This window comes from Nocardia flavorosea (assembly GCF_015477805.1).
Lineage (GTDB): Bacteria > Actinomycetota > Actinomycetes > Mycobacteriales > Mycobacteriaceae > Nocardia > Nocardia flavorosea_A.
The window spans coordinates 60,757-85,195 of record NZ_JADLQL010000004.1; the positions used below are offsets into that span (position 1 = coordinate 60,757).

At 66.0% G+C, this 24,439-nt stretch carries 28 protein-coding genes and 1 tRNA gene; 15 read left to right on the plus strand and 14 right to left on the minus strand.

Features of this window, described 5'->3' with window-relative positions; genetic code table 11:
• Positions 1-20 precede the first annotated feature (20 nt).
• The 3 genes from IU448_RS18930 to IU448_RS18940 are packed head-to-tail and all read left to right on the plus strand — an operon-like array spanning position 21 to position 2,102.
• The gene (locus IU448_RS18930; RefSeq protein ID WP_195057005.1) at positions 21-296 is read left to right on the plus strand and encodes a hypothetical protein; all 276 of its coding nucleotides are present in this window, start codon (positions 21-23) and stop codon (positions 294-296) included.
• 35 nt (positions 297-331) lie between these two features.
• Complete coding sequence (locus IU448_RS18935; protein ID WP_195057006.1) at positions 332-790, plus strand: CBS domain-containing protein; 459 nt, start codon at positions 332-334, stop codon at positions 788-790.
• A 28-nt stretch (positions 791-818) separates the two neighbouring features.
• On the plus strand, positions 819-2,102 hold the full coding sequence (locus IU448_RS18940) for an ArsB/NhaD family transporter (RefSeq protein ID WP_195057007.1): 1,284 nt from the start codon (positions 819-821) through the stop codon (positions 2,100-2,102).
• A 40-nt stretch (positions 2,103-2,142) separates the two neighbouring features.
• Here the strand turns inward: IU448_RS18940 and IU448_RS18945 are convergent, their stop codons facing one another.
• Entirely contained in the window at positions 2,143-3,288 is a 1,146-nt protein-coding gene (locus tag IU448_RS18945; protein ID WP_416383032.1) for a serine hydrolase domain-containing protein, read from the minus strand.
• Positions 3,289-3,290: 2 nt separating this feature from the next.
• Entirely contained in the window at positions 3,291-4,661 is a 1,371-nt protein-coding gene (locus tag IU448_RS18950) for a flavin-containing monooxygenase (protein ID WP_195057009.1), read from the minus strand.
• Between the two features lie 113 nt (positions 4,662-4,774).
• Here IU448_RS18950 and IU448_RS18955 point away from each other — a divergent pair, with 113 nt between their 5' ends.
• The 3 genes from IU448_RS18955 to IU448_RS18965 all read left to right on the plus strand — a co-directional run bounded on the left by IU448_RS18955 (position 4,775) and on the right by IU448_RS18965 (position 7,928).
• Complete coding sequence (locus tag IU448_RS18955) at positions 4,775-5,404, plus strand: TetR/AcrR family transcriptional regulator (RefSeq protein ID WP_195057010.1); 630 nt, start codon at positions 4,775-4,777, stop codon at positions 5,402-5,404.
• 50 nt (positions 5,405-5,454) lie between these two features.
• Positions 5,455-6,573: a polysaccharide pyruvyl transferase family protein gene (locus IU448_RS18960; protein ID WP_195057011.1), complete on the plus strand. Its 1,119-nt coding sequence runs from the start codon at positions 5,455-5,457 to the stop codon at positions 6,571-6,573.
• Positions 6,574-6,707: 134 nt separating this feature from the next.
• Entirely contained in the window at positions 6,708-7,928 is a 1,221-nt protein-coding gene (locus IU448_RS18965; protein ID WP_195057012.1) for a PfkB family carbohydrate kinase, read from the plus strand.
• On the opposite strand, the gene IU448_RS18970 is transcribed toward IU448_RS18965, so the two are convergent.
• Both IU448_RS18970 and IU448_RS18975 read right to left on the minus strand, forming a co-directional pair.
• The gene (locus IU448_RS18970; RefSeq protein ID WP_195057013.1) at positions 7,885-8,568 is read right to left on the minus strand and encodes a nucleoside/nucleotide kinase family protein; all 684 of its coding nucleotides are present in this window, start codon (positions 8,566-8,568) and stop codon (positions 7,885-7,887) included. The genes IU448_RS18965 and IU448_RS18970 overlap by 44 nt on opposite strands.
• Before the next feature lie 5 nt (positions 8,569-8,573).
• On the minus strand, positions 8,574-9,275 hold the full coding sequence (locus tag IU448_RS18975) for a hypothetical protein (RefSeq protein WP_195057014.1): 702 nt from the start codon (positions 9,273-9,275) through the stop codon (positions 8,574-8,576).
• 54 nt (positions 9,276-9,329) lie between these two features.
• Here IU448_RS18975 and IU448_RS18980 point away from each other — a divergent pair, with 54 nt between their 5' ends.
• Positions 9,330-9,770 carry a maleylpyruvate isomerase family mycothiol-dependent enzyme gene (locus tag IU448_RS18980; RefSeq protein ID WP_228813615.1) on the plus strand — a complete coding sequence of 147 codons (441 nt, stop codon included), beginning with the start codon at positions 9,330-9,332 and terminating at the stop codon, positions 9,768-9,770.
• 363 nt (positions 9,771-10,133) lie between these two features.
• Here IU448_RS18980 and IU448_RS18985 read toward each other — a convergent pair whose 3' ends face one another.
• Positions 10,134-11,354, minus strand: coding sequence for an ABC transporter substrate-binding protein (locus IU448_RS18985; RefSeq protein WP_195057015.1), 1,221 nt, complete (start codon positions 11,352-11,354; stop codon positions 10,134-10,136).
• 526 nt (positions 11,355-11,880) lie between these two features.
• Here IU448_RS18985 and IU448_RS18990 point away from each other — a divergent pair.
• The 7 genes from IU448_RS18990 (at position 11,881) to IU448_RS19020 (ending at position 16,762) form a co-directional block, all read left to right on the plus strand.
• Positions 11,881-12,249 carry a hypothetical protein gene (locus tag IU448_RS18990; RefSeq protein ID WP_195057016.1) on the plus strand — a complete coding sequence of 123 codons (369 nt, stop codon included), beginning with the start codon at positions 11,881-11,883 and terminating at the stop codon, positions 12,247-12,249.
• Between the two features lie 26 nt (positions 12,250-12,275).
• On the plus strand, positions 12,276-12,875 hold the full coding sequence (locus IU448_RS18995) for a DUF3558 domain-containing protein (protein WP_195057017.1): 600 nt from the start codon (positions 12,276-12,278) through the stop codon (positions 12,873-12,875).
• Positions 12,876-12,878: 3 nt separating this feature from the next.
• Positions 12,879-14,234 carry a hypothetical protein gene (locus IU448_RS19000; RefSeq protein WP_195057018.1) on the plus strand — a complete coding sequence of 452 codons (1,356 nt, stop codon included), beginning with the start codon at positions 12,879-12,881 and terminating at the stop codon, positions 14,232-14,234.
• Positions 14,231-14,938, plus strand: coding sequence for an ESX secretion-associated protein EspG (locus tag IU448_RS19005; protein WP_195057019.1), 708 nt, complete (start codon positions 14,231-14,233; stop codon positions 14,936-14,938). The genes IU448_RS19000 and IU448_RS19005 overlap by 4 nt, the downstream gene beginning before the upstream one ends.
• A 400-nt stretch (positions 14,939-15,338) precedes the next feature.
• The gene (locus IU448_RS19010; protein WP_267467201.1) at positions 15,339-16,211 is read left to right on the plus strand and encodes a helix-turn-helix domain-containing protein; all 873 of its coding nucleotides are present in this window, start codon (positions 15,339-15,341) and stop codon (positions 16,209-16,211) included.
• Entirely contained in the window at positions 16,208-16,408 is a 201-nt protein-coding gene (locus tag IU448_RS19015; protein WP_195057021.1) for a DUF397 domain-containing protein, read from the plus strand. The genes IU448_RS19010 and IU448_RS19015 overlap by 4 nt, the downstream gene beginning before the upstream one ends.
• A 153-nt stretch (positions 16,409-16,561) precedes the next feature.
• Positions 16,562-16,762 carry a DUF397 domain-containing protein gene (locus tag IU448_RS19020; RefSeq protein ID WP_195057022.1) on the plus strand — a complete coding sequence of 67 codons (201 nt, stop codon included), beginning with the start codon at positions 16,562-16,564 and terminating at the stop codon, positions 16,760-16,762.
• A gap of 79 nt (positions 16,763-16,841) precedes the next feature.
• On the opposite strand, the gene IU448_RS19025 is transcribed toward IU448_RS19020, so the two are convergent.
• From IU448_RS19025 to IU448_RS19050, 6 genes are all read right to left on the minus strand, one after another.
• Positions 16,842-17,375 (minus strand): hypothetical protein, encoded by a 534-nt coding sequence (locus IU448_RS19025; protein ID WP_195057023.1) that lies wholly within the window; start codon positions 17,373-17,375, stop codon positions 16,842-16,844.
• Positions 17,376-17,414: 39 nt separating this feature from the next.
• Positions 17,415-17,957 (minus strand): hypothetical protein, encoded by a 543-nt coding sequence (locus IU448_RS19030; RefSeq protein WP_195057024.1) that lies wholly within the window; start codon positions 17,955-17,957, stop codon positions 17,415-17,417.
• Between the two features lie 599 nt (positions 17,958-18,556).
• Positions 18,557-19,765, minus strand: a complete 1,209-nt coding sequence (locus tag IU448_RS19035; protein WP_228813617.1) for a DUF6973 domain-containing protein — start codon at positions 19,763-19,765, stop codon at positions 18,557-18,559.
• Positions 19,762-20,082, minus strand: coding sequence for a hypothetical protein (locus IU448_RS19040; RefSeq protein WP_195057026.1), 321 nt, complete (start codon positions 20,080-20,082; stop codon positions 19,762-19,764). The genes IU448_RS19035 and IU448_RS19040 overlap by 4 nt, the downstream gene beginning before the upstream one ends.
• Entirely contained in the window at positions 20,082-20,369 is a 288-nt protein-coding gene (locus IU448_RS19045; RefSeq protein ID WP_195057027.1) for a YbaB/EbfC family nucleoid-associated protein, read from the minus strand. Before IU448_RS19045 ends, IU448_RS19040 begins: the two co-directional genes overlap by 1 nt.
• Before the next feature lie 242 nt (positions 20,370-20,611).
• Positions 20,612-21,250 (minus strand): TetR family transcriptional regulator, encoded by a 639-nt coding sequence (locus IU448_RS19050; protein ID WP_324188640.1) that lies wholly within the window; start codon positions 21,248-21,250, stop codon positions 20,612-20,614.
• 143 nt (positions 21,251-21,393) lie between these two features.
• On the opposite strand from IU448_RS19050, the gene IU448_RS19055 reads away from it, so the two are divergent.
• Positions 21,394-22,257, plus strand: coding sequence for a class I SAM-dependent methyltransferase (locus IU448_RS19055; RefSeq protein ID WP_195057028.1), 864 nt, complete (start codon positions 21,394-21,396; stop codon positions 22,255-22,257).
• A gap of 87 nt (positions 22,258-22,344) precedes the next feature.
• Here the strand turns inward: IU448_RS19055 and IU448_RS19060 are convergent, their stop codons facing one another.
• From IU448_RS19060 to IU448_RS19070, 3 genes are all read right to left on the minus strand, one after another.
• On the minus strand, positions 22,345-23,262 hold the full coding sequence (locus tag IU448_RS19060) for an SDR family NAD(P)-dependent oxidoreductase (protein WP_228813619.1): 918 nt from the start codon (positions 23,260-23,262) through the stop codon (positions 22,345-22,347).
• 406 nt (positions 23,263-23,668) lie between these two features.
• On the minus strand, positions 23,669-23,965 hold the full coding sequence (locus IU448_RS29035; protein ID WP_228813621.1) for a hypothetical protein: 297 nt from the start codon (positions 23,963-23,965) through the stop codon (positions 23,669-23,671).
• 294 nt (positions 23,966-24,259) lie between these two features.
• Positions 24,260-24,333: transfer RNA gene (locus IU448_RS19070), tRNA-Ile, on the minus strand.
• Positions 24,334-24,439: the final 106 nt, after the last annotated feature.

The window sequence follows — 24,439 nt, forward strand, 5'->3', positions numbered from 1 at the left end:
GTGGCGGGAGGAGCGTTCGGGTGCATATCGATCGCAGCACCGTACCGGGCCAGGGCACCGTCCACCATTTGCGAACTCGCGGCGGCGACCGGTTCGCACTGGTCACCCGCGCCGACGGCGGGAAACACATCCTCGTCTACCACGGCGCCGCCGACGAACCCGTCCAGTCGGTCGCCCTGGGCGCCGACGAAGCCGACCAACTCGCCGATCTGCTGCACAGCGCACCGCTACCCGACCGGGTCGCGCGGCTGGAACGGTTGGTGGACCGGCTCGCCGGCGACGGGTCGCGGCCATGACCACGCTCTCCCCGCACGCGCGACGGGACCCTCCGATGCAAGCTCACGATATCGCCGTCCACCTGCCGACCGTCCGGCCCGGCGACCCGGTCGCGAAGGCCATGCGCCTGATGGTGGTGAACCGGCTGCCCGGCCTGATCGTGGTGGACGAGGCGGACCGGCCGGTGGCCGTATTACCGGGCACCCAGGTGCTGCGCCTGGCGATTCCCAGTTCCTATCAGAACGATCCGGCACTCGTGCGCACCATCGATGAGCTGAACGCCGAACTGTTCTGGCGCGAACCGGGACATCTCACGGTCGGTGACTGTCTTCCGCAGCACGCGCCGCGCCCGGCCGTGGTCCGGCGGGACGCGACCCTGCTGGAGATCGCGGCGCTGATGGCGCAGCGGCACAGCCCCCTGGTGGCGGTGGTGGACCGCGGGCACGCCCTCATCGGCGGCATCACCCTGGAACGACTGCTGATCAGCCTGGCCGTCGCCGGGCCCGAGGACTGAATCCCGCCGGGCCGAGGCGAGGTAGCCCATGAACCAGATCCTGGCGGTGGCGATTTTCGTCGGGGCGTTCTGGTTCATCGCCACCGAACGCGCGGACAAGGTCAAGGTCGTGTTGGTCGCCGCGGCGGCCATGACAGTGCTCGGCCTGGTGCCCGGCGAGGAGGTCTTCTACAACGCGCACGCCGGGATCGACTGGAATGTCATCTTCCTGCTGCTGGGCATGATGGTGATCGTCGGCGTGATCAAACACACCGGCCTGTTCGATTTCCTGGCCATCTGGGCCGCGAAACGCTCCCGCGGCAGCCCGTTCCGCCTGATGGTGATGCTGATGCTCATCACCGCGGTCGCCTCCCCGCTGCTCGACAATGTCACCATCATCATGCTGGTCGCGCCGGTGACCATCGTCGTGTGCGGGCGGCTGGGTTTCGCCGCGCAGCCGTTCCTCATCGCCGAGGTCCTGGCCGCGAATATCGGCGGCGCCGCCACGCTGGTCGGCGACCCGCCCAACATCATCATCGGCAGCCGGGCGGGTCTGAGCTTCAACGATTTCCTGATCCATATGGCGCCGGCGGTGACGGTCATCTTCATACTGTTCGTGCTCTTCACCCGCTGGCTGTTCCGAGCACATCTACGGCAGCCTTCCGAGCACATCGCCACGGTGATGGCGCTGCAGGAGCGTCGCGCCATCACCGACCCGCGGCTGCTCACCCGTTCGATGCTGGTCCTCGCCGGGGTGGTGATCGGGTTCGGCCTGCATTCGCTGCTACACGTGGCGCCGTCGATCATCGCCCTGCTCGGCGCCGGCGCCATGGTGCTGATCTCCGGCCTCGATATCCGCGATATCCTGCGCGAAGTCGAATGGGCGACGCTGGTTTTCTTCATGGGGCTGTTCGTCATGGTCGCCGGACTCGTGCACACCGGGGTCATCGGCCTGCTCGGCGATACCGCCGTGGCGGCCTTCGGCGACAATCCGCTGCTGGCCTCGGGCGTCCTCGTTTTCGGGTCTGCCGTGGTGGCCGCGTTCATCGACAACATCCCGTACACCACCACCATGGCTCCGGTGGTCGAAGGACTGGTCGAACAAACACCCGACCCGAAACAAGGGCAGGCGCTGTGGTGGTCGTTCGCCTTCGGCGCGGATTTCAGCGGGAACGGCACCGCAGTCGCCGCGAGCGCGAACGTGGTCGCCCTGGGGATCGCCCAGCGGGCCGGCCACGCGATCACGTTCTGGCAGTTCACCCGGTACGGGATCGTGGTGACAGCCCTGAGCAGCGTGCTCGCCTGGGCTTATATCGTGCTCCGCTATTTTTGAACACCGGACGGCACCGTGAACCCCCGCGGACCGGCCTCGGTCAGCGCCGGCCGCCTACCGCGTCGAAGACGGCCTTCAGGTAGAGGTCGCACCGATCGGATCCGATCAACCCGGTCGCCATGCGATTCATCGTGTAAGCGAAGGTGATGCGCCGATCGAGGTCGTTGACCACCATCGAACCGCCGTAACCGGACCACCAGCACACCCGCCCGGCCGGCACGTACGGCGCGGTCTGCGGCTGCGGCAGGCCGTAGCCGATACCGAATCGCAGCGGGGTCAGCAGGGCCATATCGACGCCGTCGGCCTGCTCCCGGAAGATCAGCTCGATGGTGTCCGGCGACAGGTAGCGCCGGCCGTCCAGCTCTCCCCCGCACGAGATCAGCGATTGCACCCGGGCCACCGACCGCGCGTTACCGTGGCCGTTGACCCCGCCGATCTCGGCCGCACGCCAGGCCGGGGTCGCGGTTGCGGCGATATCGAGCGGCGGGCTGGTGAGCGTTTTGACGAGCACGCTGTCGGGGTCGAGTGCCGCCATGTCGAATCGGGTTGCGGCCGGCGGAACGAGAGTCGCGATCCGGCCGGCTTTCTCGGGCCCGGTACCGATGGAGAAATCGGCGTGCAACGGGCCGGCCAGTTCCGCCGCGAAGAACTCGCCGAGCGATCTTCCGGTGATGCGGCGAACCAGTTCGCCGATCAGGTGACCGTAGTTCAGCGCGTGATAACCCGACGCCGTGCCCGGTTCCCACCACGGCGCCTGCGCCGCCAGCCGGGCGGCCGCGGCCTCGGCGTCGTAGATATCGGCCAGCTCGATCGGGCGCTCCCAGCCCGATACGCCGGAGGTATGCGACAGCAGGTGCCTGACCTCGATATCGGCTTTGCCGTGGGCGGCGAACTCCGGCCAATAGTGGGCGACGCGTTCGTCGACGTCGAGTTCACCGCGGTCGGCCAGCAGCAGCGCGCACAAGGCCGTCATGGTCTTGGTGACCGAGAAAACGTTCACCACGGTGTCGGCTTCCCACGGCCTGGTCCGCGCCGGATCGGCGTAACCGCCCCAGAGGTCGAGCACCGGTTCTCCGTCGACGGTCACACACAATGCCGCTCCGAGCTCGGCTTGCGACGCCAACTGCTCGTCGAACACCGCCCGCACCTGCGCGAATTCGTCGCGGCAGAACCCAGCGGATCCGATCGTCACCGCGCCTCCTGCACGGCCGCGGCGGGTACCGGTAGCGTGTTGCCCGCGGCGGCCGCCCGGGCGGCACCGGCCTCGAGCTCCTTCGTCAACCGGCCGACGTACGGCTGGAATTCCACCTGAATGGTGTGCCGCGGCGAATCGTAGTACCGCCCGCGGCGCCGGGTCTCCTGCTCGCGTAGCTGCCGATCCATCTCCGCGCGCGGCGGCAGATGGTAGCGGCCGGTCAGGTAGGCGGCGACGAATTTGCTCTGCTGCTCGGCGAAGTTCACCAGGGTCGGCAGCGGCTGCGCCAGGCCGAGGAAGAAGAGGTTGCCGATTCCCGGTTTCATCATCAGCTCGAACAACGGGAACCGGTTGTCCGCGTCGGGGCGCAGCTCGGGATCGGTGAAGAACGGGAAACTGATGTTGTAGCCGGTGGCGCACAGCACCACGTCGATCCGCTCGCTACTGCCGTCGGCGAAATGGACACGGTCACCGTCCAATTCGGTGATCGCCGGTTTGAATTCCACGTCGCCACAGCCGGCGCGGTGCAGAAACTCCTCACTCGCCGATGGGTGCGCCTCCAGCGGTTCGTGGTCCGGTGCCGGCAGCCCGTAGTTCTGCATCTCCCCGCGATACTTGCGCACGAACCGCTGCCGCAGTTTCAATCCGATCTTCGCCGGCATCCAGGGCGGCATCGAACGACGGTCGCTCGCCTGGCCGTTCACGTACTTCGGCAGCACCCAGACACCGCGACGCGCCGAGACGAACAGTTTCTCGGCGAGGAATCGCTGCGAGAGTTCCGAGGCGATATCCAGGCCGGAGTTACCCATACCGACCACGACGATCCGCTTACCGCGCATATCGATCGGGTCGAAAGGGTCGTTGTAGGCGTGACTGTGCATCAGCACCCCGCCGAATTCGCCCGGGTAGTCAGGGAATCGGGGATCCCAATGGTGGCCGTTGCAGACGATCAGCGCGTCGTATATCTCGGTGTCACCGGCGCTCGTCGACACTGTCCACAGGCCGTCGGCAGTGCGCGCGGCGCCCGTGACCAGTGTGTTGAAACGAATACGGTCCCGGATGCCGAAGTGGTCGACGTAATCCTTGAAGTACTGGAGCAGCTGGGAATGGTGCGGAAAGTCCGGCCAATCCGCGGGCGCCGGGAAATCCTCGAATTGCAGCCGGTACTTCGACGTATCGATATGCAGGCTCTGGTAACAGGCCGACATCCCATTGGGGTTCTTGAAATACCAGTTACCGCCGACCTCGTCGGATGCTTCGTAGCAATCGAACGGTATCGCGTATTCGGCGAGACGTTTGGCGGTGGTGATGCCCGAGGGTCCGGCGCCGATCACGCACACCCTGGGCAGTTCCGGTGAATCCATGCACAACTCCTGTCCGGCCGCGGCGAACACCCCGCCACAGTGACCCGCACCACAACCTAACACTCACTGGACACAGCGTCCAGTGAGTGTCCACACGGTCTAACATGGCGTTCATGCCGACCGAACCGCCCACAGTCCGCCGCGGCACGCTGCGCGAGGAGCAGAAGCGCTCGACCACGGCGCGAATCCTCGACGCAGCCCGCGACCTCTTCGAAACCCAGGGCTACTCCGCTGTCCGCGTCGACGACATCGCCGCCGCCGCCGGATGCAGCAGGGCGACCTTCTACCTGCATTTCACCGGTAAGCCGGAAGTACTGCGAGCGATCGCCAACAGCGGTACGCCGACCGGTGTGCGGTTCGTCTACGCCGATCTGGATCGGGTGCTCACCACCGGATCGCGGGCGGAATTCGCGGCCTGGATGACCCGGGCCATCGATTGGTTCTTCGAGAACAAGGACATGCTGCCCGCCTGGGACGAGGCCACCGCACTCGAACCGGAATTCCGCCGCACCGCCCGCGAAGGCATCATGACCCTCGCCGACAGCATGCCGGATTTCCTCGCCCGCTGGCCCGCCGGACGCCGGGACGAGGCACGGCTTCGGGTCGAACTCCTGGTGGCCCAGCTGGAACGTTTCTTCACACGCTGGGCCATGCAGGGCACCATCGAGGTCTCCGCGGAGCAGGCCGCCGAGGTACTCACCGGTATCTGGTACCCGGCCCTGCAGGCGCCGGAGCAGGAGTAACCCGCCCGAGCGATACCATGACCGGACGCTTCTCGCTCGATCGGAGCCGCATGGACGCACCACCGCTCTACTATCTGGCCGGTCCGGCGGGCCACCCGAACTACGGGGACGAACTCATCACCGCCGGTTGGCTGAAATATCTCGCCGAAACCGCGCCGGAGGCCACCGTTTGGGTCGATACGCATTCCCCCGGCCCGGCGCAGGTACTGCTCGGCGATCTGCATCCGCGGGTGCGATTCACCGATACGCTGTGGCGGCTGTGCTGGGCGGCGCCGTCGGACGACCCGTGGCAGGTGGCGGCCTGGGTGCGCCGGGCCGTAACCGACCCCGGCCTCGCCCCGCGGTGGGATCGCGGTATCGCACTACTGCGGCGCGCCGAGGTGATCCATCTGCTCGGCGGCGGTTATATGAATCGGATCTGGCCGCGGCATATCGGGTTGCTCGCCGGAGCCGCCGCGGCCGCCCGCGCCTCCGGTGCCCGGTGCGCGGCCACCGGCGTCGGGTTGTTCCCGGAACCGGAAGGAGCCGCCGAGCTGGTGCGGGCCACCGCCGCCGAATTCGATATCGCCGACGTACGCGACCGGGCCTCCGCCGACCTGCTCGGAACCACCCCCGGTATCGACGACGCCTTCCTGGGACACCCGAAGCTCCGGACGAGCCAGGACGCCATGCCCGACGTGATGCTGTGCCTGCAAAGCGATCAGCTCGATATCGGTGCCGACGCGCTGGCATCGGCCGTGCTGCGCATGCTGCGGGCTTGGCAGATCGCGCCCGAACGGGTCGGCGTGGTGGAAGCCATCCCGGGCGAGGACCGGAAAGTCTTCGATCTCATCGACCACCAGTTGCCCGGCGCCCGGTTCTATCCGTTCGTCGATATCTGGGAGCACGGGTTGCCCGTCGCGGCCGGGCAGATCTGGCTGACCACCCGGTTCCATATGCACCTTGTCGCGGCGAGCGCCGGCGCGACCGGAGTGGCGATCCCGGTCAGCAAGGACTTCTACGCCACCAAACATCGATCGCTGGTCGAGCTCGGGTCGGGCTGGACGATGCTCGACGACCTCGATCGAGTACCGCGGCGACCGGCCGGAACCGGCTTCGACGATTCCGTGATCGCGGCAGCCCGCCGGGCGAAATCGGTACTCGCCCGGGCCGTCTACGCCCCACGCTGACCGACGGCGATATCCCCGCTGCGCCGCCGGGCTCCGGCAGGCCACCGCGACCACCATGACTGCCGTCACATACCGTCACGCCGCGCCGCCCTGGTTCGTCTGCCGAATAGGAACCCCTGACAGAAGGAGCCACAATGTCCGGTCGACGTGCGCATGTGGTCGTCATCGGCGGCGGATACGCCGGTATCGCGGCAGCCAACCGGCTACGACGCCGCGCCGGTATCGATATCACCGTGGTGAACCCGCGCCCGGAATTCGTGGAACGCATCCAGTTGCACCAGCTCGCCGCGGGCACCGGTTCGGCCACCGCAGCCTACGATTCGCTGCTCGGCGCCGGGCGGTCGACGCGCAGCCGCCCACAGACCGACGTGGAAACATGCGACTCGGCCCGCTATCGGTGGTACGAGCGACAGGACGGTGGCATGAACCAGGACGGCACCCGCGAGAGCCCGAAAACCGGCCTGTTCGCCGGCATTTCGACGGTGGATATCGCCTACCTCGTCGACGGCTACCCGGCGGAGGACACGAAAACCCAGGCTCGAGACCAGTTCATCGGCGCGGGCGGGCCCGCCACCAACGCCGCGGTCGCCTACGCCGCGCTCGGCGGCGCGCCCGTACTCGTCACCGCGGTGGGCGCGCACCGGCTCGGCGGCCTGATCCGCAACGACCTGTCCGCACACGGCGTGCGGGTCGTCGATGTCCGCGCCGATAGCGACCACCAGCCGCCGGTATCGTCCATCGTGGTCGCGGAATCGGCCGCCACCCGCACGATCGTCTCTCTCGACGGTGCCCGTATCGCCGTCGAGTACGACCACCGGCTCGCCGGCCTGCTCGCCGATGTGAACGTCGTACTGGTCGACGGGCACTATCCGGCTCTGGCCGCCGGTCTCTGCGAACGAGCCCGTTCGCTCGGTATACCGACGGTTCTGGACGCGGGCAGGTTCAAAGATCCGCACACCGCCCTGCTGCCGCATATCCGGTCGGCGATCTGTTCGGCGGCATTCGCGCCACCCGGTATCCGGCCGGGAGATACCGCCGCCGTACTCGCCTACCTGCGCACCGCCGGCGTCGAGAACATCGCGATCACCAACGGCGGCACACCGATCATCGGACTCACCGGCGATCGCGAATTCCGTATCGATATCCCGGAAACTCAAGCCGTGGACACCCTCGGCGCGGGCGATATCCTGCACGGCGCCTTCTGCTACTACACCGCCGCGGGCCACGATTTCGTCCGCGCACTGACACTGGCGTCGAAGGTGGCGAGTTTCTCCTGCCGGTTCTTCGGCACCCGGGAATGGTGCGCTCGCCTCAGCGAGTTGCCCGCAGGAGGTACTCCTGGCCCCGAGGCGTGAGCACGAGATCGGCCCGCCTGCGCGTCGCGGCCACGAGCGCGGCATTGGGCAGATCGTTGTGCGTGATCCGGGCGCGCGCGACCTCCGGCGCCTTCCCGCCGGCGACGTGCCGCGCGTAGAGCCGCTGCTCGATCGATTCCGTCCCGGCATCCAGATACCAGCACTCGTCGAGGAACGCCCGCACATCCCGCCAGCCCGGTTCGTCCAGGAGCAGATAGTTGCCCTCGACCACGACGATCCGCTGCCGCCGGAAAACCACACCGTCCGGTACCGGGTCGTGGATCTCGCGATCGTAGACCGGCCAGCGGATCTCGGCGCCCACCGCTGACGAACGCAGCTCACCCAGCTTCGCCGTGAAACCATCGATATCGAAAGAGCCCGGCCGGCCTTTGCTTTCGAGCTCGCCCGCGTCCGCGAGCTCCCGGCTGGTCCGATGAAAGCCGTCCATCGGTGCAATGCCGGCGAACTCATCGCCCGGCGAATTCAATACCGCGCAGAGCGCGACCGCGAGTGTGGATTTTCCCGCGCCCGGCGGCCCGGTCAACCCCACGAAATACCGTCGGTCCAGGTTATCGGCAGCCGTTCGCGCCCGCCGGGCCAGATCGCCGACAGTGGCCACGGTCTGTCTCGTTCCGTCCATCTCGGTCAGCCGCCGCTCGGCTCGAGCGCACGCAGGAGTGCGGTGTCCAGCCACCGCTGGACATCGCCCGTGGTCCGGGTAGTGCTGAGCGCTTCGGCGGTGAGCGCCCAGTAGCGTGCCGCCGTCCGATCGGCGAACGTGACGCCTCCGGCCAGCTCGCGCCGGAATCCTTCGGTGTCACGGCGCCCGCGAGCCGCCGCATGCGCGGCGACGTACAAGTCCAGTTCCGGCCCCGCGCCCGGTGGGTCGGCGGCGATCATCTGCCGGGAGACCTCCCGCGCCAGCTCGGGCGATCGCGTCAGCCGCCCCAGTTCGGCGAACAGCAGTATGTGATGCGGCGACGGCGCCGCGGGCAGCTGCGGAATGTCCATATCGACGAAGCCGTCGAACGCCGATGCCGGCATGGCGGCCAGGATCCGGCGCCAGAAATCGATGAGGCTGCTGCGGGCCGCGCCGCGCTCCGCGACCGCCGCAAGTTCCGGGAGCGTCCTCGGGGCATCGGCCTGCGCGACCGCGGTGAGCACCGCATGCCGCCAGGACAGCGCAGCGAGCTCGGCCTCCACCGCGACGCGCTCCGAAGCGACCGCCTCCGGCACGGTACGCGTTCCCCCGAGCACGTCGGCGATCGCGGCCAACCCCAAGCCCATCGACCGCCCGATAGTCACCATATTGGAAGTGATGTAGGCCACAACCACTGGAACCTCCACCCGACTGGAATTCCTACGCTACCCCGGAAGCCATCCAGCACAGGAGCTCTGCCGATGAACCGCACCGACACCACCGAAGAACTCGCCTGGACAGCCGTGGCCGCCGAACGCGCCGGCCTCGCAGATCTACTGCAAGAACTCAGCGCGGCACAGTGGGACCACCCGTCCTTGTGCGAAGGCTGGCGGGTCCGTGATGTGGTCGCCCATATCCTGCTCACCTCGCAGGCGAAGCTCCCCTGGCTGCTGTGGCAGACGGCGCTCGCCCGCGGGAGCATCGCCCGGATGAACTTCCGTACCGCCATCCGCTACGCCGACCGCACGCCCCCGCAAGAACTGCTCGCCGAACTCCGCGCTATCACCGGCCTGCGCCACCAACCGGTCACCACCGACGCTGTCGACCGCTTGATGGATCTGCTGGTCCACGGCCACGATATCGCGGCCCCCCCTGGCCATCTCCCGCGAAATGCCCGTCGATGCCGCACGCTGGTCCGCTGACCGGGTCTGGCGGATGGGCTGGCCTTTCCACGCCAGTCGCACTCTCGCCGGCCACCGGTTGACCGCCACCGATACGGACTGGTCGGCAGGTTCGGGCACACCGATCCGGGCCCCGATCGCCGACCTCCTGCTCCTCGTCACCGGCCGCAGAACCGTAACGAGCCTGCACTCGTGAAGTCTCGCCCGTCCCTCGCCCGCCGCTACCGCGGTCACCGCCACCGGCCCGGTCACCGTACTCACTTCCGCCCCGGCGACCTGACACACTCTGTGACAGCCACACCACCGTCATCGAAATCTGATTCCGCCGGTAACCGCTACTGCCCGCCGCACGTGCTCGGGCGCGCCATCGACCGAGCCCAGTGGTCAGGTGACGACCAAGTCGCCGGTGGGGCGCAGTCCGCCGACCCGGCCGGGGGTGATCACAGCGAGTTCGTATCCGTGTCGGGCGGACGGCTGCCACTGCCCACCGGCCAGCGGCACAACGGCGACATTCGGTACCGGACCCGACGCCCAATCCAGCCGCCCGGCAATGGTTTCCAGCTCGGCACAGCGCAGGGCCGAGGCAACCGAAGCGGGATCCGTGGCGTCGTCCGCGGTGCTCACGGCGTGCGCGGCGACCTCGAACAGGGCATACGCGAGTCCGAGTGGTTGTAGCCATTGCCGGCCGGTGCGCTGCTCGTAGGATCCGGCGAGATCGGCTGCGGTGCGGTCATCGAGTGAAGACCGGTAAGGGTGGGCGGGCGACCAGTAGACGAGTGTGCCCACGTTCGCCTGAGCCGGCGGGCCGGCTGGGCCGCCGCGACCGGGTGGGTAGGCGAGCCAGCGCGAACAGGTGATCAGCCGGGGGCGCCAGCCGGAGCGTGCGGCCGTGGCCCGGAAGAGTGCGAGGTCGCGGGCGGTGGCGGCGCTGGTCACCAGATCGACGTCGGCGTCGCGGAAAGCACGCAGATGTGCGTCGAGGTCGGCGGCGGGCTCGCGATAGCCCGGCGGGTCGACGAGCCGGTGACCGCGGGCGCGGGCGGCCGGGGCGAAACCGTGGCGATCGTGGCGCGACCAGTTGCCCTGCGGACCGTCGTTCCACAGGCAACCCACCGCACGGCTGCCGCCGGCGCATTCCCACAGCTCGGCGAATACACCGGCGATATCGTCCAACCCCCAGCAGAAGTGGAAGGTCCGGCCGAACGGACGTTCGTCGTCCGCGCCGCGGCCGTAGTAGTACACCTGCCAGGGGAAGGTACTGGAAACACAGACGGCGCCCAGCTCTTCACAGGTATCGGCGACCACCGGCAGCACCTGAGTCCCGGCCAGGGTGAGGACGATGACGGCGCGCTCGTCCCGGACGAGCTCAGCAACCGCCTGCCGTGCCCCTTCGGCGGTGGACCTGCTGTCGCGGCTCACCAGCCGCACCCGGTTCCCGCCCGGGGCCATGCGCTCGAGCCGCGGGGCGAGATCCGACAGGACGAAATCCAGCGGATCACCCAAACTCGCCAGCCGGCCCGAGCGCGCTATGACGACACCGATAGTGACGATCCCGCCGCCCGTATCCGGCCGGTACCCGGCCGCGACTGCCCTATCTCCGTGCACTGCGATCCCCTTTCGATGAAGGGCAGGAACTCGGAAGCCGCCCGCCCATCCGGAAACGCGGACGAACGGGATGGCTTCGGTCGTCCGGACCGAACGGCTCTGTACGCAGTGTCGCCGACCACGGCCCCGACTACTGTCTTCGCTGTCCAGAGGGTGCGCTTACCCTGCGGCGAGACAAATAAAAAAGATCATTGCTCGCCCGGACCTCTGCCCCACCGGCACGTCGTCTGCGGATCCCGGACCCGACGCCGTCCGCGCAATCCGGGACGATGCCGTCACCGCCCGCCGATCGACCGGCCCGCCGCCACGGCTCCACGGCCGCCTGCACCCGGGTGAGTGGCCGCCATTCCGGCTGGGCGGCCGGCGTCGCCGATGAGGATGCCGCCGAGTGCAGGCAGTACCGCACAGCTGCGCCTCGACTCCCTGCGACGCCGTGTCGCTCCGTCCCGGGGCGACACGTTGGAACCGGAAGCGCTACCGGTGCGTCCGATACAGTAAGGCGGCGTACGGAAGGGCGGGCATACGGGTGGATATCGGGCAGGGGCAGGCTGCCGCACTGTGGGAACAGGCGGGGGCCGGGACATTCCGGATGGATTCGGGCGCGGCGAAGCGGTGCGCGGATGTGTTCGTGCAGTTCGCGGAAAGTCTCCAGGACGAACTGAAGACGGCTCAACAAAGTTTCCAGGCCGAGGGGTTCGGCGGGTTCGAGTCAGCAACCCAGTTGCAGACCGGCTTCACAGATAAGGGCTCGAAGCTGAAGGAAGCTCTGGTCGGACTCCAGGAAGCGGCGCTGCGGATGGCAGCCGCTTATCTCCGTGCCGGTCAACTGTTCGAGGAAGCCGATGATATGAATCGCCAGGCGTTGGTCGTGGCCGGGGAAGGGGTTCCGGAATGAATCGGTATGCCGGAGGACTTGTCGCAATGCTGACCGCAGTAGCGGTGTCCGCCTGCTCGACCAGTTCCGATATCGCTGGGACTGCGTCGCCAGGTGCTTCCTCCTCGATAGCGGAGACGGCGCCCCCACGGCCGACCCTGACCGCGCCGAAATTGCAGCCGCCTGCCCAGGAGGGTCAGCACGTCAACAAAAACCGGCCGGATGTGGTGTTCGATCCATGTACCTGGGTCAGTGATGAAACCATTCGAGAGGCCGGATTCGATCCCGCAACCCGCGAGCGCGGGCAGGACTTCCTCGCGGAATGGACTTTCCTCGTCTGTGAATTCGAATCGGAGGTCATCTCGCTCTCGGTGATGTCCGGAAATGTGACGCTGGAAGAGGAGATCCAGAAGAGTCTGAAAAGCGGCCCGTGGCAGCGACAGATCAAGGTGAACGGCCGCGATGCCACGATGGGGACTGATCCCCAACTCCCTGATTCCTGCGAGGTGAACATCCGCACAGCCGTCGGCGTGGTGTTCGTCGACCAGTTGCTGAACCTCCAGGGGCGAATCCAAGGCATCGATCCATGTGTCGACATCGAGAGAACCGCTGCCCTGATAGAAAAGGAAATCGGGGAGGGGAACTGAGTAGTGAGCGATACTTCCCCGGGCGGATTGCCCATACTCGCGCCCGGTCTCGGCGTCCAGCCCGATGGCGTGCAGACGCAGATCGATACGCAAGAGGCGAAGATCTTGGCCCAACAGGGCCGGGACAGCGCTGCCAGTAGCCAGCGCCTCATCACCTACGCCTCGCAGGATCCCCCCTATATCACCGCGATGGAACATTTCGAGGGGCTCTCGCACACGGAGATCTACGAAGATGTTCAGGCCATGAATATCGGGGCCATCACCGCACTCGGCAAAGCCTGGCGCGATATCTCCAACGGTTTGTCGGCCAAGGTGGTGGGTTCTCGCCTCGCTTTGAACCGAGCGCTGTCGGAGGGACTCGAGGGTGAATTCGCCACCGCCGCAGCGACCGCCGCGGATACATTCTTCGACGGTGCCGACAACCTGCAACGCGCGGTTTCCGCGGTCGGGTATCGGATCGGCTCGGTGGCCGGCGGCGCCGAAGCGGTCCGCCTTTCGGTGCCACCGCCGCCGGTGCGTGCCGTTTCCACGGACGGAACGACGGACGAGACTCAGCAAGTGCTGACCTCGATCCTCGGAGCGGCCGCCCCGGCGGCGGATGCCGATTTCGCGCGGCAGCAAGAAGAGCAGCGCCAAGTCGCCATCGGGGTGATGAATACGGTCTACAAACCGACCTATCAGCCTGCGGGTGACGGCGTGCCGACCTTCGTCCCGGTCTCCGCCCCGGGCGACGAGCCCACCGGCCCAGGCCCTGTCGGCGGAACCACTTCCGGCCCCGGCGCTCCCGCTCCGGGCTCCACCACCGCGGGACAGCCCGGTGAGAACCCAGGGGGCGAGAACCCCTCCGGCGAACAACCGGCTGCTCCCGCCACCGAAGATCCGCAGTCCACTACCGCGGCGAGCACCCAGCAGCAGCCCACCACCCCGGCGGGAACAACTCCGGGCACCCCGGGCGACCCGCAGCGCGGCACCCCTGTCGGCACCACCGCCCCCGGAGCTCCCTCGTATCCGGGAACACCCGGCCGGCCCAGCGCACCGGGCACCCCGGGGCGGCCGGGCACACCGCAATCCCCGCTCCCGGGGCGCAACGTCCCCGGCACGCCCGGATCCCCGGCGGCCCCGGGCGCGGCTACGACGGCAGCCGCCGCGAACCGTGCCGGCCGGCCCATGGGTATGCCGGGCATGATGTCGCCCGGTGGCGCGCGCAAGGGCGAGGACGAGCAGGAGCGCCGGACGCCGGACTACCTGATCATCGACCGCCGCGAGGAATTGCTCGGCGCGGAGCAACCGACAGTGCCGCCCGCGATCGGCGACGACGCGCAAGCGGCTCAACCGGCGGACGAGGGCGGTCGCTGGTGAGATGGGAATTCACCCCCGATGAATTCATGCATATCTGGAAGGTCACCGGCCGGGACCGATACCCGTTCCCGCTGAGTATGGTGTCGGCTGTCCGCCGGGAATCCGACTACGACCGGCTCGCCGTCGAACTGAACCGGCGCTTCCCGGCTGATTCCGACCCCGACCTGGACGCCGCCCTGCGCGTTGCTGCAGATCCGGAAACGACTGTGGCGCTGTATGGTTCGTCCATCGACCCCACCCGCGCCTACGCGGCCATCGACGGCACGGTCGGTGTCGCTATGCTGCAGCGCCCCGGCCCGGATGCGGAAACCGGCGGCACGATCGTGCTGCGAGCCGGGACGCCCAAGGTCGTCCCGATGATGGTGGATGCCGTACTCGGCGAGGTCCCGAAAGGTTCCCGCCCGTCGTTGATCGACGATATCGACCGGATGCGGGAAACCGACGGCAAGTGGACCGGCTCTGCGCCGCAAACCGCCGACCGCATGCGCCGGCTGTTGCGCGCACCACGCGCGGGGTCCGGCCATATCGAGGTCCGCCGCGGGGTACGCGCCCGTCGCCCGTTCCCGCCCGGCTACCTCAGCTGGTTCGATGTACGCGACGACGGCCGTTACGTGTACCGGCAGGAGTACCGCGATTTCCGGATCGACCCGATGTCGAACACCGAGATCAAAGGGCTGCTCGCGCGGTTGACCGCGCCTGCCTGAGCGGCACCGGCATCGTACCGGTCTGCTGTGGAGCGGGCCCCGGGGACGGCACACGTCTCGGTGACCGTTCCCATACGAGCCCTGGGCCGCAGAACCGTAATCGTGCACCATCTTCCGCTCCTCGGGTTAGTCTTGTGCTACGCCCAGCGCAGGGACCGGCGGGGGCATATGGACGGTGCCGGTCTCTGCCGCAACAGTTTTCGATGCTGCGGCGGCGATATTCCTCGAAGGTGAGCCGAGGAACCGCCTGCGCGGGCGCCTCTCCAGTAGACCGGACCGGCGCCGGATCTCGCCGCTCCGTCACCGGGGAAACGCCGTGGCACAGCGGACTTTCCACCACGGCGCCTTCCATATCGAAACAATCCAGTTAGCGAGGGTAACTATCGTGGGTAGTGGGTCCATGCTTCCCCGCCGGGCGCTGGGGCGCCAGCTCCGCAAAATGCGATTGCGCCAGGGAATGACGCAGGCAGCCGCGGCGCGGGCCGCGGAGTCATCGCCGCAGACGTACGGCCGCTTGGAGGACGGCCTGAAAACCAAGGTCACCGATATGGCCATGAATGCGCTCTGCAACGCGTTCTCCGGCACGGACGAGGAACGAACGATGATTCTCGATCTGGCACGGGAGATCCGGCAAACGATGGGCTCGGACGGCGGATGGTGGCAGACCCACCAGGAAGCAGTGCCGAGCACTTTTGACTATTTTATAGACTTGGAAGAAACCGCTACGCGGATTTTCTCATGGGAGATAGCGCTCGTACCCGGTCTGCTACAAACCCGGGAGTATCGCCGTGCACTTCTGTGGGCAGAATTTCCGACAATGCCGACACGCGAGGTCGAGCTGACTCTCGATGTCGTACAGCAACGCCAGAAGGCTTTGACCAAGAACAACTTTCACTTCGAGGCGATGATCGCCGAATGCGTGCTGCACACAGTGGTGGGCGGCCCGGCCACCGTTGCCGACCAATTATCGCACCTCCTGACAGTCTCGAGACAGGCAAACGTCACATTACGAGTCGTGGGCAGGCAGGCGCGGGACCCACTCGGCCTGATCGCCGGATCATTCGTCAAATTCGACCTGCCACACTTGCCGACCTCTCGGATGCGCCAATCGCCGGTAGTCTATGCAGAGGGCTACTTCGGCAAGGTCTATCTCGAGCGCGAGGCCGAGATCGCCGCGCATTCCGCGGTCGTGGAACGACTGCGGCGAGTGGCGCATTCGGAGGACGAGTCCAGAGATCTGGTACTCGGTGCACTGAAGGAGTTGGACCGATGACCGACCTATCCACCGCTTGCTGGTTCAAAAGCAGCCGCAGTTCTGGACAGCACAACTGCGTGGAGGTGGCGTTTCTCGGCGGCGGCCGAGTAGGCGTCCGCGATTCGAAGAATCCGACCGGCCCAGCGCTCACCTTCGGACCTGCCGAGTGGGACGGATTCGTAGTCGCCCTTGCCGCCAACCGATTCCAGCGGTAACCCGTCGACCGACCCGGTATTCGGGAGGGTGTATCTCGAACGAGGATCCGAGGTGGCAGTGTATTTACGAGCCATGGAAAGACCGCGGCGACTGGCACACTCGGAGGCCGAGTCCCGGCAATTGGTGCTCGCCGCGTTGAAGGAGTGGGAACGATGACTGACCTAGCCGCCGCTCGCTGGTTCAAGAGCCGCCGCAGTTCCGGACAGCAGGACTGCGTGGAGGTCGCATTCCTCGGCAGCGGAACAGTCGGAGTGCGCGACTCGAAGAATCCGACCGGCCCGGCACTCACCTTCGGACCTGCCCAGTGGGACGGATTCGTCGTCGCTCTTGCCGCCAACCGATTCCAGCGTTGACCCGTCGACCAGCAGGGTAGTCGGGAGGCACTGCCCAGCAGTCCTGTGCGGCGGCCGGATAGGCCGCCGCACCAGGCACCTATTTCGCCCGCTCCAGTCGCCCCTGCCTCGGAACGAGAACATCATGGCGGTACACGATAGGTGCCGTGACATTGGTGTTGATATATTTCTCGGAGCCTTTGTACCAGAGAACCTGCACGGGATCTTTCCCGTCCATGAACAGAAAAACCCCTTCGGAGGATTCGTCCGTCCACACATCCCGACTCATGAACCCCTCCCAGCACACGGAAGTCGTCCCCGCCCACTTATTGAGGTACTCGGAGTCGGTGTTGTCGGGAACATCGATTATACGGTCCCAGGCCCCCTGCCATCCCGCCACAACTGCCATCGCATCCAGTGTGACGGGCTCGGCCCCCATAGCAGCTCGGTACACCTCCGTATTGAACGGTTCCGCAGGTCCGAGCACCTCCCTGGTCCCCCACAAATCGAAGGTACGACCGACGCACAGCGGTTCCTTTTTCGGCTCCGTTCCAAGCGCTTCGCGCACCAAGGAGCAACCGCTCGTGAACATGGAAATGCAGCAAACCAGAACGATTCCCGCCTTGAAATTCATCTCGTTATCGCACCTGTTCTCACGAGCACAGCAGACGACCTACTCCGTCGGCACCGGTGTCAGTTCGTTGTATTCTGGGATAAGCACCGTGTGTCGGTGCACAACTGGGTTTTCCTCAGTGATGAAGAAGTCTTTTTCCGGACCGGTGTACCACAGAACTTGCACAGGGATTCCGCCATCCATGAAAAGATAAACTCCTTCCGATGTCCCATCTGCCCATATGTCGCGAGTGATGAAACCTTCCCAGCAAATAGCAGTGGTTCCGGCCCAGGAGTTGAGTTCTTCTGCGGTGGTGTTCTCGGGGACATCGATCATCCGGTCCCAGTTCCCTCGCCAGCCCGCAACTGCTGCGATCGCATCCAATGTCGTGGGCTCCGCCCCCAGCGCTGCCCGCCGCGCCTCTCTATCGAAGGGTTCCGCGGGGCCCACCACTTCACGAGTTCTCCAGAGGTCGAAGGTAGCCCCGACGCACGGTGGTTCGCCCTTCGGATTTATTCCCGGCCCCTCGCGGACCATCGAACAACCACTCGACAAAATCGAAAGGTAGATTATGCACGCAACCAACGCGCACTTTTCCTTCATACCCCGGTCCTGTTTCTTCCGAAGGAAGTAATACCACCCGAGCTCGATTGCACCTATTCCGCCGGTTCGAGTTTTCCGCGATCAGGAATTAGAATGTCATATCGGTTCACAACTGGCGAGCTCCTCTTGATGCGGAAGTCTTTTTCGGAACCCGCATACCACAGAACCTGCACAGGTTTTCTGCCCTCCATGAAGAGAAGCACTCCCTCCGACGATTCATCTGCCCATACATCGCGAACGATGAGACCCTCCCAGCAGACTCCGGCCGCCCCCGCCCACCTATTGAGTTCTTCGGCAGTGGTATTGTCAGGAACGTCGATTATCCGGTCCCAGCCTCCCTGCCAACCCGCTACTTGTGCTATGGCGTCGAGTGTTGTGGATTCCGTCCCCAAGGCCGCTCGACGCGCCTCGGCATTGAAAGGCTCCGCAGGGCCGAGAACATTCCGAGTACCCCACAGGTCGAAGGTGGGTCCGACACATTTCGGTTCTTCCGTCTGACTCGGCCCGGAGCCGCTACGAATCAGCGAACACCCGGTGATCAACAACAAAATACCAGCCAACACCACGATGAGTGAGCATTTTGCTTTCATATATTCGCCCTAATTGCTTGTGGGTAGCGGGATATCGATACCCGGCGCCTGGTCTATGTCCTCCTCGGTGAACTGGTTACTCCAGGCTATAACAGGCGCTCCAGCCGGGTTTTCAGGAGGTATCGCGAGGACGAGGGCATTTCCACTGTCTATTTCATTCTTGATGAGCTGCTGCAATTCCTCGGGCGACGCATCGGGGTAGGCAGCGCCTATCTCACGTCCGAGCTGGTTGTTGAACAGGTCCATAGCTTCCCTATTCGGCGGGTTGCCACCAAGTTTTTCATGGGCGGTACCATACATTTCGGTCCACTCGGGACCGAACCGTTGCGCCATGAGCGCGTTCCAGTATGCGTGCCGAAATGCATCGCCCTGTCCGTCGTCGGCAGAGTCCGGATAGGCAGCCAAGGCAGCCGCCTTGGCTTGCTCCGTCATCTCGAACTGGTCGACGATGCCCGCGTAGTCCTTCTCTGCGAGCAGCATCGACATCACGGCGATCTCCTCGGTACTGAGCATCTGGGGCTGCAGTCCGGGCTTTACTCGCTGGAGCGCCTCCAGCTGCCACCCGGTCGGCCATAGTTGCAGATCACCGACCGACGAGTCGGTCTGATAGTCCTCGAGTATCTTCGCGAGTTCAGGGTCACTCGGTTTCGCGGCTAGCGCAGTTTTCACGGAGTCGGTCAGGTTCTCGAGGAGAGTTGCGAACTTTGCGCCGCCTTCCAGATCTGCTTCGAGGATATTGGTGAGCGCGCTTTGCAACGTTATCTGGAAGGATAGTTCGGCCGATTCCTTGGCGGTCACGGCGGCGGGTCCGAAGGGAAAGAACTCTGTCGCGATCTCCCAGTTCGACCGGTACGAGTCGACCGTACCGTCGCCGTTGACGAACAAATCCCAGCGGGAGGATTCGACCTCCTCCTTGGTATCCCGGATGGTCTGGATCTCGGTGGCGATCGTATCGGCCAGACTGCGGGCGAGCTTACCCATCGCGTCGAGTACGTCGGCGGTATCGAATGCCTCGTTGCGGTCGATGAGCGCCCGGTCGCGAGCCGCCGTTCCGGCCTCACTGTCGAAGAATTCTTGTGACGTGTCGATCTTCTTCGCCGCCGAATCGGCCTCGCGATCCACCGTTTGCGAACTTCCACCCAGCTTGAAGGCGGTGTCGGCGATGTGATGGACCTGCCATCCGAGGACTTGATCGATGGTCAATGGTTCCCTGGTCATCGGGGTCCCGTCTGCTCTATATCCTTGCCGGCGTCGCCTACGTCCGCGGCGAAACCTTGGTCGGCGCCTTCGAAGGCGACCGCCTGCCGATCGAGTTCGTCGGCGAACCATGTCTGCCGGCTCGCGTGGTACTGCACCACCCTGTCCATGGCCTTGAGCGATTCCTCGATCTTGACTGCGAGGTCGGAGTTCGTCATCTGGCTTCGCGCGGCATCGCGGCTCGGCTTCGCGATCGGCGCGACACCGTTGAGGGTTGCGGCATGGGCGCGTAGTTCGACAGCCAGTGCACGCATCTTGGCGGGATCGATATTCGTCATCAGCGCAGCCGGCTTCTGTCGGCGGCGTGCCGGTCGGCGTCGCCGAACGCCCGCTCGGCGGCTGCCGTGGCTTCCGCCAAGGCCAGCCGATGGGTATCCGCTATGACCGTTGCCAAGTGGTCCGGCCCGTCGTCCATGGCGTAGTCGGCCAGCCAGATATTGGTGATCCGGCCCGTCACATCGGTTTCGATACGGACGCTGCCGTCCCTGGATCGAATGGCGCCGCGGATCTCGGCCAGCTCCGCGTTGATCCGGGCGATCTCCGCTGCGCGGTCGCTGCTGTTCACACTCGTTCTCCCCTTGCCCCCTGGCGAACTGCGCCGCTATCGGGTGCCGTCCAGTTCTGTCGCGAACATCCTCGCATACGGGGCGTTTCGGCGTCGAAGCCGACGTTGCGGCCGGACATCGCTGTGCAAACGAAGTGCGTGGCAACGGAAACGAGCTGGTCGCGCTCGTCACGCAGACACAACCCGTCATGCGCCGCTCCTGGCCGGTGGCGTCGACGAAAGAGTCGGCGGAACATCACCTTTCAGATGTTTTCGGCGAGTGCCGTCAGCCATTGCCGGATGGTGGTTCGTAGGTCCTCCCGGCCGGCTGGGGTGCCCGGTTCGAGCCCTCTCCGGGACCGGGCACCGTGGAGGCGGTCGAAGAGCAATCCTTCGAGCAGGCTGATCAGGTCGTATGCCGCCCGCTGCGGGTGTGGGGCACCGAGCGCGGTCATCAGTGATTCCGCCGCGGGGACGGAGAACAGGCATCCGGCCAGCGCGGCCCGGAGTTCGTCGCTGAGGGCACTGTCGACGGTGAGGGCGTAGCGGGCGAGCACGTCGCGGCGACGGAGTCCCAGCAGCAGGTCGAGTTGGGTGGCGATGAAATCGGCAGCGGCTTCGGTGGTGAACGATTGCTCCGGCTCCATTGCTGTCTGGAAGGTGTCGCGCGAAACGCTGGTCAGGTGGGTGATCGCGGCGTCGAGGAGTTCGCGGCGGGTGCGGTAGTAATACGACGTCGACCCTCGGGCGAGCCCGAGGTGGCGGTCGATCGCGGGGTGGCTCACCGCCCGGCTTCCGCCGGCCGCTGCGAGGTCCAGGACCGTCTCGCAGATCGCGGTCCGCCTGGCCACCCCGCGCCGGACCGGAGCTGCGGGCGGCCCGGCGTCGCCGAGTTCGCTCACCGCTGTCCTCCTCGATAGGTCGTCACCGACGCGACGCTCGGATAGTGGGCTCGGCCACTTCTGTATCACCTCACCGCCGCATTCCTCTAACAATATAGAGGACGCTTCCCCGGATGGGGATACGGAAGGAAGGCAGAGCGAAAATGACCGAACAGCATCTGGTGGACCACGTCTCCGACACCGCACGATGGGTCGCCGTCCACCGCGCCACCGAAACCGAGCGCCCGGACGCCCTGTTCGCCGACCCGTACGCGGCGCGCCTGGCCGGCCCGCGAGGACGAGAGATCGCGGCCCATGCCGCGGAATCCATAGCCGATGACTGGTTTCTGGTCACCCGCACCAAACTCGTCGACGATCAGGTGACCGCGGCCGTCGCCACAGGATCCGATGTGGTGCTCAACCTCGGTGCCGGACTCGACACCCGCCCCTACCGAATGTCGCTACCGGCTGATCTGCGATGGATCGAAGCCGACCTGCCGGGCATGATTGCCGAGAAGAACGCACTGCTCGCCGACGCCGAGCCCAGGTGCCGGTTGCAGCGCATCGGCTTGGATGTCACCGACACCGACGCCCTCACCACCTTCCTCGACGCGGCACTCGACAACGCCTCCCGAGCCCTGGTGGTGACCGAAGGTCTGGTCATGTACCTGACGGAAACCGATGCCGTCGAGCTGACTCGCGCCCTGCAACATCCCGCCGTCACACATTGGTGCCTGGATTTCAGCACCGCGGGCGTCGCGGCGTTGATGGCCGACCGCAACCGGGGACTGCTGCGCCACGCACCGTGGACCTTCCTACCCGAAACCGGTCTCGCCTTCTTCGAAAACCTCGGCTGGATCACCGAATACGTGGAGTCGCTGCTGACCGCGGCCGCGCGGCTCGATCGGCTGTCCGCACCGGAAATGTCGGCCGCGGCCACGGGGCCGCAACCAGATCCCCGGGCACCCGGCCACTGGCCCTTCAGCGCCGTCGCGCTCCTCACCCACTCCATTCGGCAGCAGCGGTAGCCACCGGCGAGTTCATCGACTGTCCGCACCGATCCCCTGCGCGTACTGATACCTCGGCCGGACAATCTTCGCCGGCGACCGCACCCATCAGCTGCCGAACGGGTCGAGGCCGGTGAGAGCCGTAGTCGCGGCCCACAGAGCGGTCGCGACGGCGAAGTCGGTCATGTGCGGATGTGGTGTCTCCCGATGCGGTTTTCCACGTAGACCGAACACCCTCGGTCCCCACAGTTGCCCGCCGGTGATCGCAGTGTCCAGGACGGCTCGGGTTATCGGCTTCGCGCCCGAGTCTTTGCCGTGCAGTGCCACACCCGCCGGCATGCCGCGCAGCCGTTGGGCGGTGGTGCGTACGAACAAGGGCGGGCGTGCTGGAGTCAGCGAGTCCAGGGCACCGCCGGGATGAACTACCACGCTGGCGGTATCGACGCCGCGGGCACGCAGGCGGCGATCGAGTTCGAATCCGAACGACATCTGAGCCAGCTTCGAACGGCCGTAAGTGCGCTTGGACCGATAGTCGCGTTCGGATTGCAGATCGGTGAGATCCAGCCGCTCCGTCCGTGCCGCGTAGCTGCCCACCGTGATCACCCGGCTGTCGGCGGTGGCCGCCAGCACCGGCGCCAGATGAGCGATCAGCGCGAAATGCCCGAGATAATTCGTGGCGAGCATCAGCTCGTACCCCTGCGGGCTCACGCGCCGATCGGGGCCGGGCAGCAGGATTCCGGCATTGAGGACCACCGCATCCAATCTGTCGGCATCGAGTGCACCTACGGAGGCGGGCAGCGACGACAGATCGGCCAGATTCAGCGGCACCGATCGTAGCCGGGCGTTCGGGACACGCGACCGGATCGCCTGCATCGCGACGCCGGCCTTTGCGCTGTCGCGGCAGCCCATCACGATGGTGGCGCCACTGGCCGCGAGCTGCTCGGCAGCGAAATACCCGATGCCCGCACTGGCACCGGTGATCAGAAAGGTCTTCCCCGCGGCCCTGCCCGGGCTCTGCCAACTCATGCCATCGATGTTCATACCGGCCTCTTGCACCGCCATTGCGTTGTACTTGCGCCGCACGCGTGTCCCGACGCCGGGAGGTCCCGCCGTCCGGCGCGGAGGCCGACTGCGATAAACAATTGGACTCGGCTCCGCACTTGTGTTTTATTTCCGGGTGGGCAATGTCCAGATCGGACTGTCTATCCCTTGGGAAGAGGTGTTTTGTGACCCGGCCCGCGCCGAGCGCGCCCGACTGCATCGCGTAGTCGTCCCCCTCGCCGTGACCTCACGGCTTCTACGAGACGACACGTACCGACGTCTGCGGTTCCCGTGGCATCCGTCTGCCTGTAACGGCATACAGCGTCGACAAGGCTGAAGCCGTCCGCAGTCCTGCCCTGGTTTCCGAAACCGCTCGGCCTGCTCGCAAGGATCACTTCAATCCCGGCTCCTGGACCGATCCGGCAGTTCCGCACTTCGGCGCATCTCCGTGTGCGGTGGCCGGCACCTTCCCGGAGCCCTGTTCAAGGGTTTCTACGTTGACTTCTTCCTCATCCGGATCCGGGTTTGCCGCCCAGCGGGTGCGGACGAGTTCGGCCGATCCGAAAGTCGTGCTCGGATCGGGTACACCGAGGGCGGTGCCGAAGGCGAGCCGGCAGATTTCGTCGGCGCCGTCCAGATCCGCTCGAATCATCGGGCGTACGGATATGGCTCCCTTTGCCGAACTCATACCTGCCTCCCGCCGCTGATGAACTGCCATTTCACCACGCCAGAACAGTCCTGGGCAGAATCGACGCGACTGTGCCTGTTCGGATGGATCGAACGTATCCGAACGGACGTAGGGTTCGACCGTCTGTATTCGGCGAGATGACCGCGACCCTCCACACGTTCACCGACGATGGGAGAGGTAGCCATCGGTCGTTTTGCTGCTCCGGCTATTGCGACGGAGTTCCGTGGCGGAGTATTCCGCTTTCTGGATCGACTCGGCTGCCGAAATCACGTTTGCCTCGGAGAGAACCACTTGTGGGGCGGGCGGGGCTCGAACCCGCGACCAATGGATTATGAGTCCACGGCTCTAACCGACTGAGCTACCGCCCCTCGTCGCGGCCAGTGGCCGCAGGTGTGGGATGGTACCCGGTTGGGCGGACGGGGGCCAATCGAGCGGGGCGTGGTCTCGGTGGGGAGCTGCGCGGGGTGGTTAGGG

What these genes read in the sequence shown, in the direction of transcription:
- IU448_RS18935 (WP_195057006.1), top strand. Translation starts at nt 332, where the DNA reads ATGCAAGCTCACGATATCGCCGTCCACCTGCCGACCGTCCGGCCCGGC.
- IU448_RS18940 (WP_195057007.1), top strand. Translation starts at nt 819, where the DNA reads ATGAACCAGATCCTGGCGGTGGCGATTTTCGTCGGGGCGTTCTGGTTC.
- IU448_RS18950 (WP_195057009.1), bottom strand. Translation starts at nt 4,661, where the DNA reads ATGGATTCACCGGAACTGCCCAGGGTGTGCGTGATCGGCGCCGGACCC.
- IU448_RS18955 (WP_195057010.1), top strand. Translation starts at nt 4,775, where the DNA reads ATGCCGACCGAACCGCCCACAGTCCGCCGCGGCACGCTGCGCGAGGAG.
- IU448_RS18960 (WP_195057011.1), top strand. Translation starts at nt 5,455, where the DNA reads ATGGACGCACCACCGCTCTACTATCTGGCCGGTCCGGCGGGCCACCCG.
- IU448_RS18965 (WP_195057012.1), top strand. Translation starts at nt 6,708, where the DNA reads ATGTCCGGTCGACGTGCGCATGTGGTCGTCATCGGCGGCGGATACGCC.
- IU448_RS18970 (WP_195057013.1), bottom strand. Translation starts at nt 8,568, where the DNA reads ATGGACGGAACGAGACAGACCGTGGCCACTGTCGGCGATCTGGCCCGG.
- IU448_RS18980 (WP_228813615.1), top strand. Translation starts at nt 9,330, where the DNA reads ATGAACCGCACCGACACCACCGAAGAACTCGCCTGGACAGCCGTGGCC.
- IU448_RS18995 (WP_195057017.1), top strand. Translation starts at nt 12,276, where the DNA reads ATGCTGACCGCAGTAGCGGTGTCCGCCTGCTCGACCAGTTCCGATATC.
- IU448_RS19010 (WP_267467201.1), top strand. Translation starts at nt 15,339, where the DNA reads ATGCTTCCCCGCCGGGCGCTGGGGCGCCAGCTCCGCAAAATGCGATTG.
- IU448_RS19015 (WP_195057021.1), top strand. Translation starts at nt 16,208, where the DNA reads ATGACCGACCTATCCACCGCTTGCTGGTTCAAAAGCAGCCGCAGTTCT.
- IU448_RS19020 (WP_195057022.1), top strand. Translation starts at nt 16,562, where the DNA reads ATGACTGACCTAGCCGCCGCTCGCTGGTTCAAGAGCCGCCGCAGTTCC.
- IU448_RS19025 (WP_195057023.1), bottom strand. Translation starts at nt 17,375, where the DNA reads ATGAATTTCAAGGCGGGAATCGTTCTGGTTTGCTGCATTTCCATGTTC.
- IU448_RS19030 (WP_195057024.1), bottom strand. Translation starts at nt 17,957, where the DNA reads ATGAAGGAAAAGTGCGCGTTGGTTGCGTGCATAATCTACCTTTCGATT.
- IU448_RS19035 (WP_228813617.1), bottom strand. Translation starts at nt 19,765, where the DNA reads ATGACCAGGGAACCATTGACCATCGATCAAGTCCTCGGATGGCAGGTC.
- IU448_RS19040 (WP_195057026.1), bottom strand. Translation starts at nt 20,082, where the DNA reads ATGACGAATATCGATCCCGCCAAGATGCGTGCACTGGCTGTCGAACTA.
- IU448_RS19055 (WP_195057028.1), top strand. Translation starts at nt 21,394, where the DNA reads ATGACCGAACAGCATCTGGTGGACCACGTCTCCGACACCGCACGATGG.
- IU448_RS19060 (WP_228813619.1), bottom strand. Translation starts at nt 23,262, where the DNA reads ATGAGTTGGCAGAGCCCGGGCAGGGCCGCGGGGAAGACCTTTCTGATC.
- IU448_RS29035 (WP_228813621.1), bottom strand. Translation starts at nt 23,965, where the DNA reads ATGAGTTCGGCAAAGGGAGCCATATCCGTACGCCCGATGATTCGAGCG.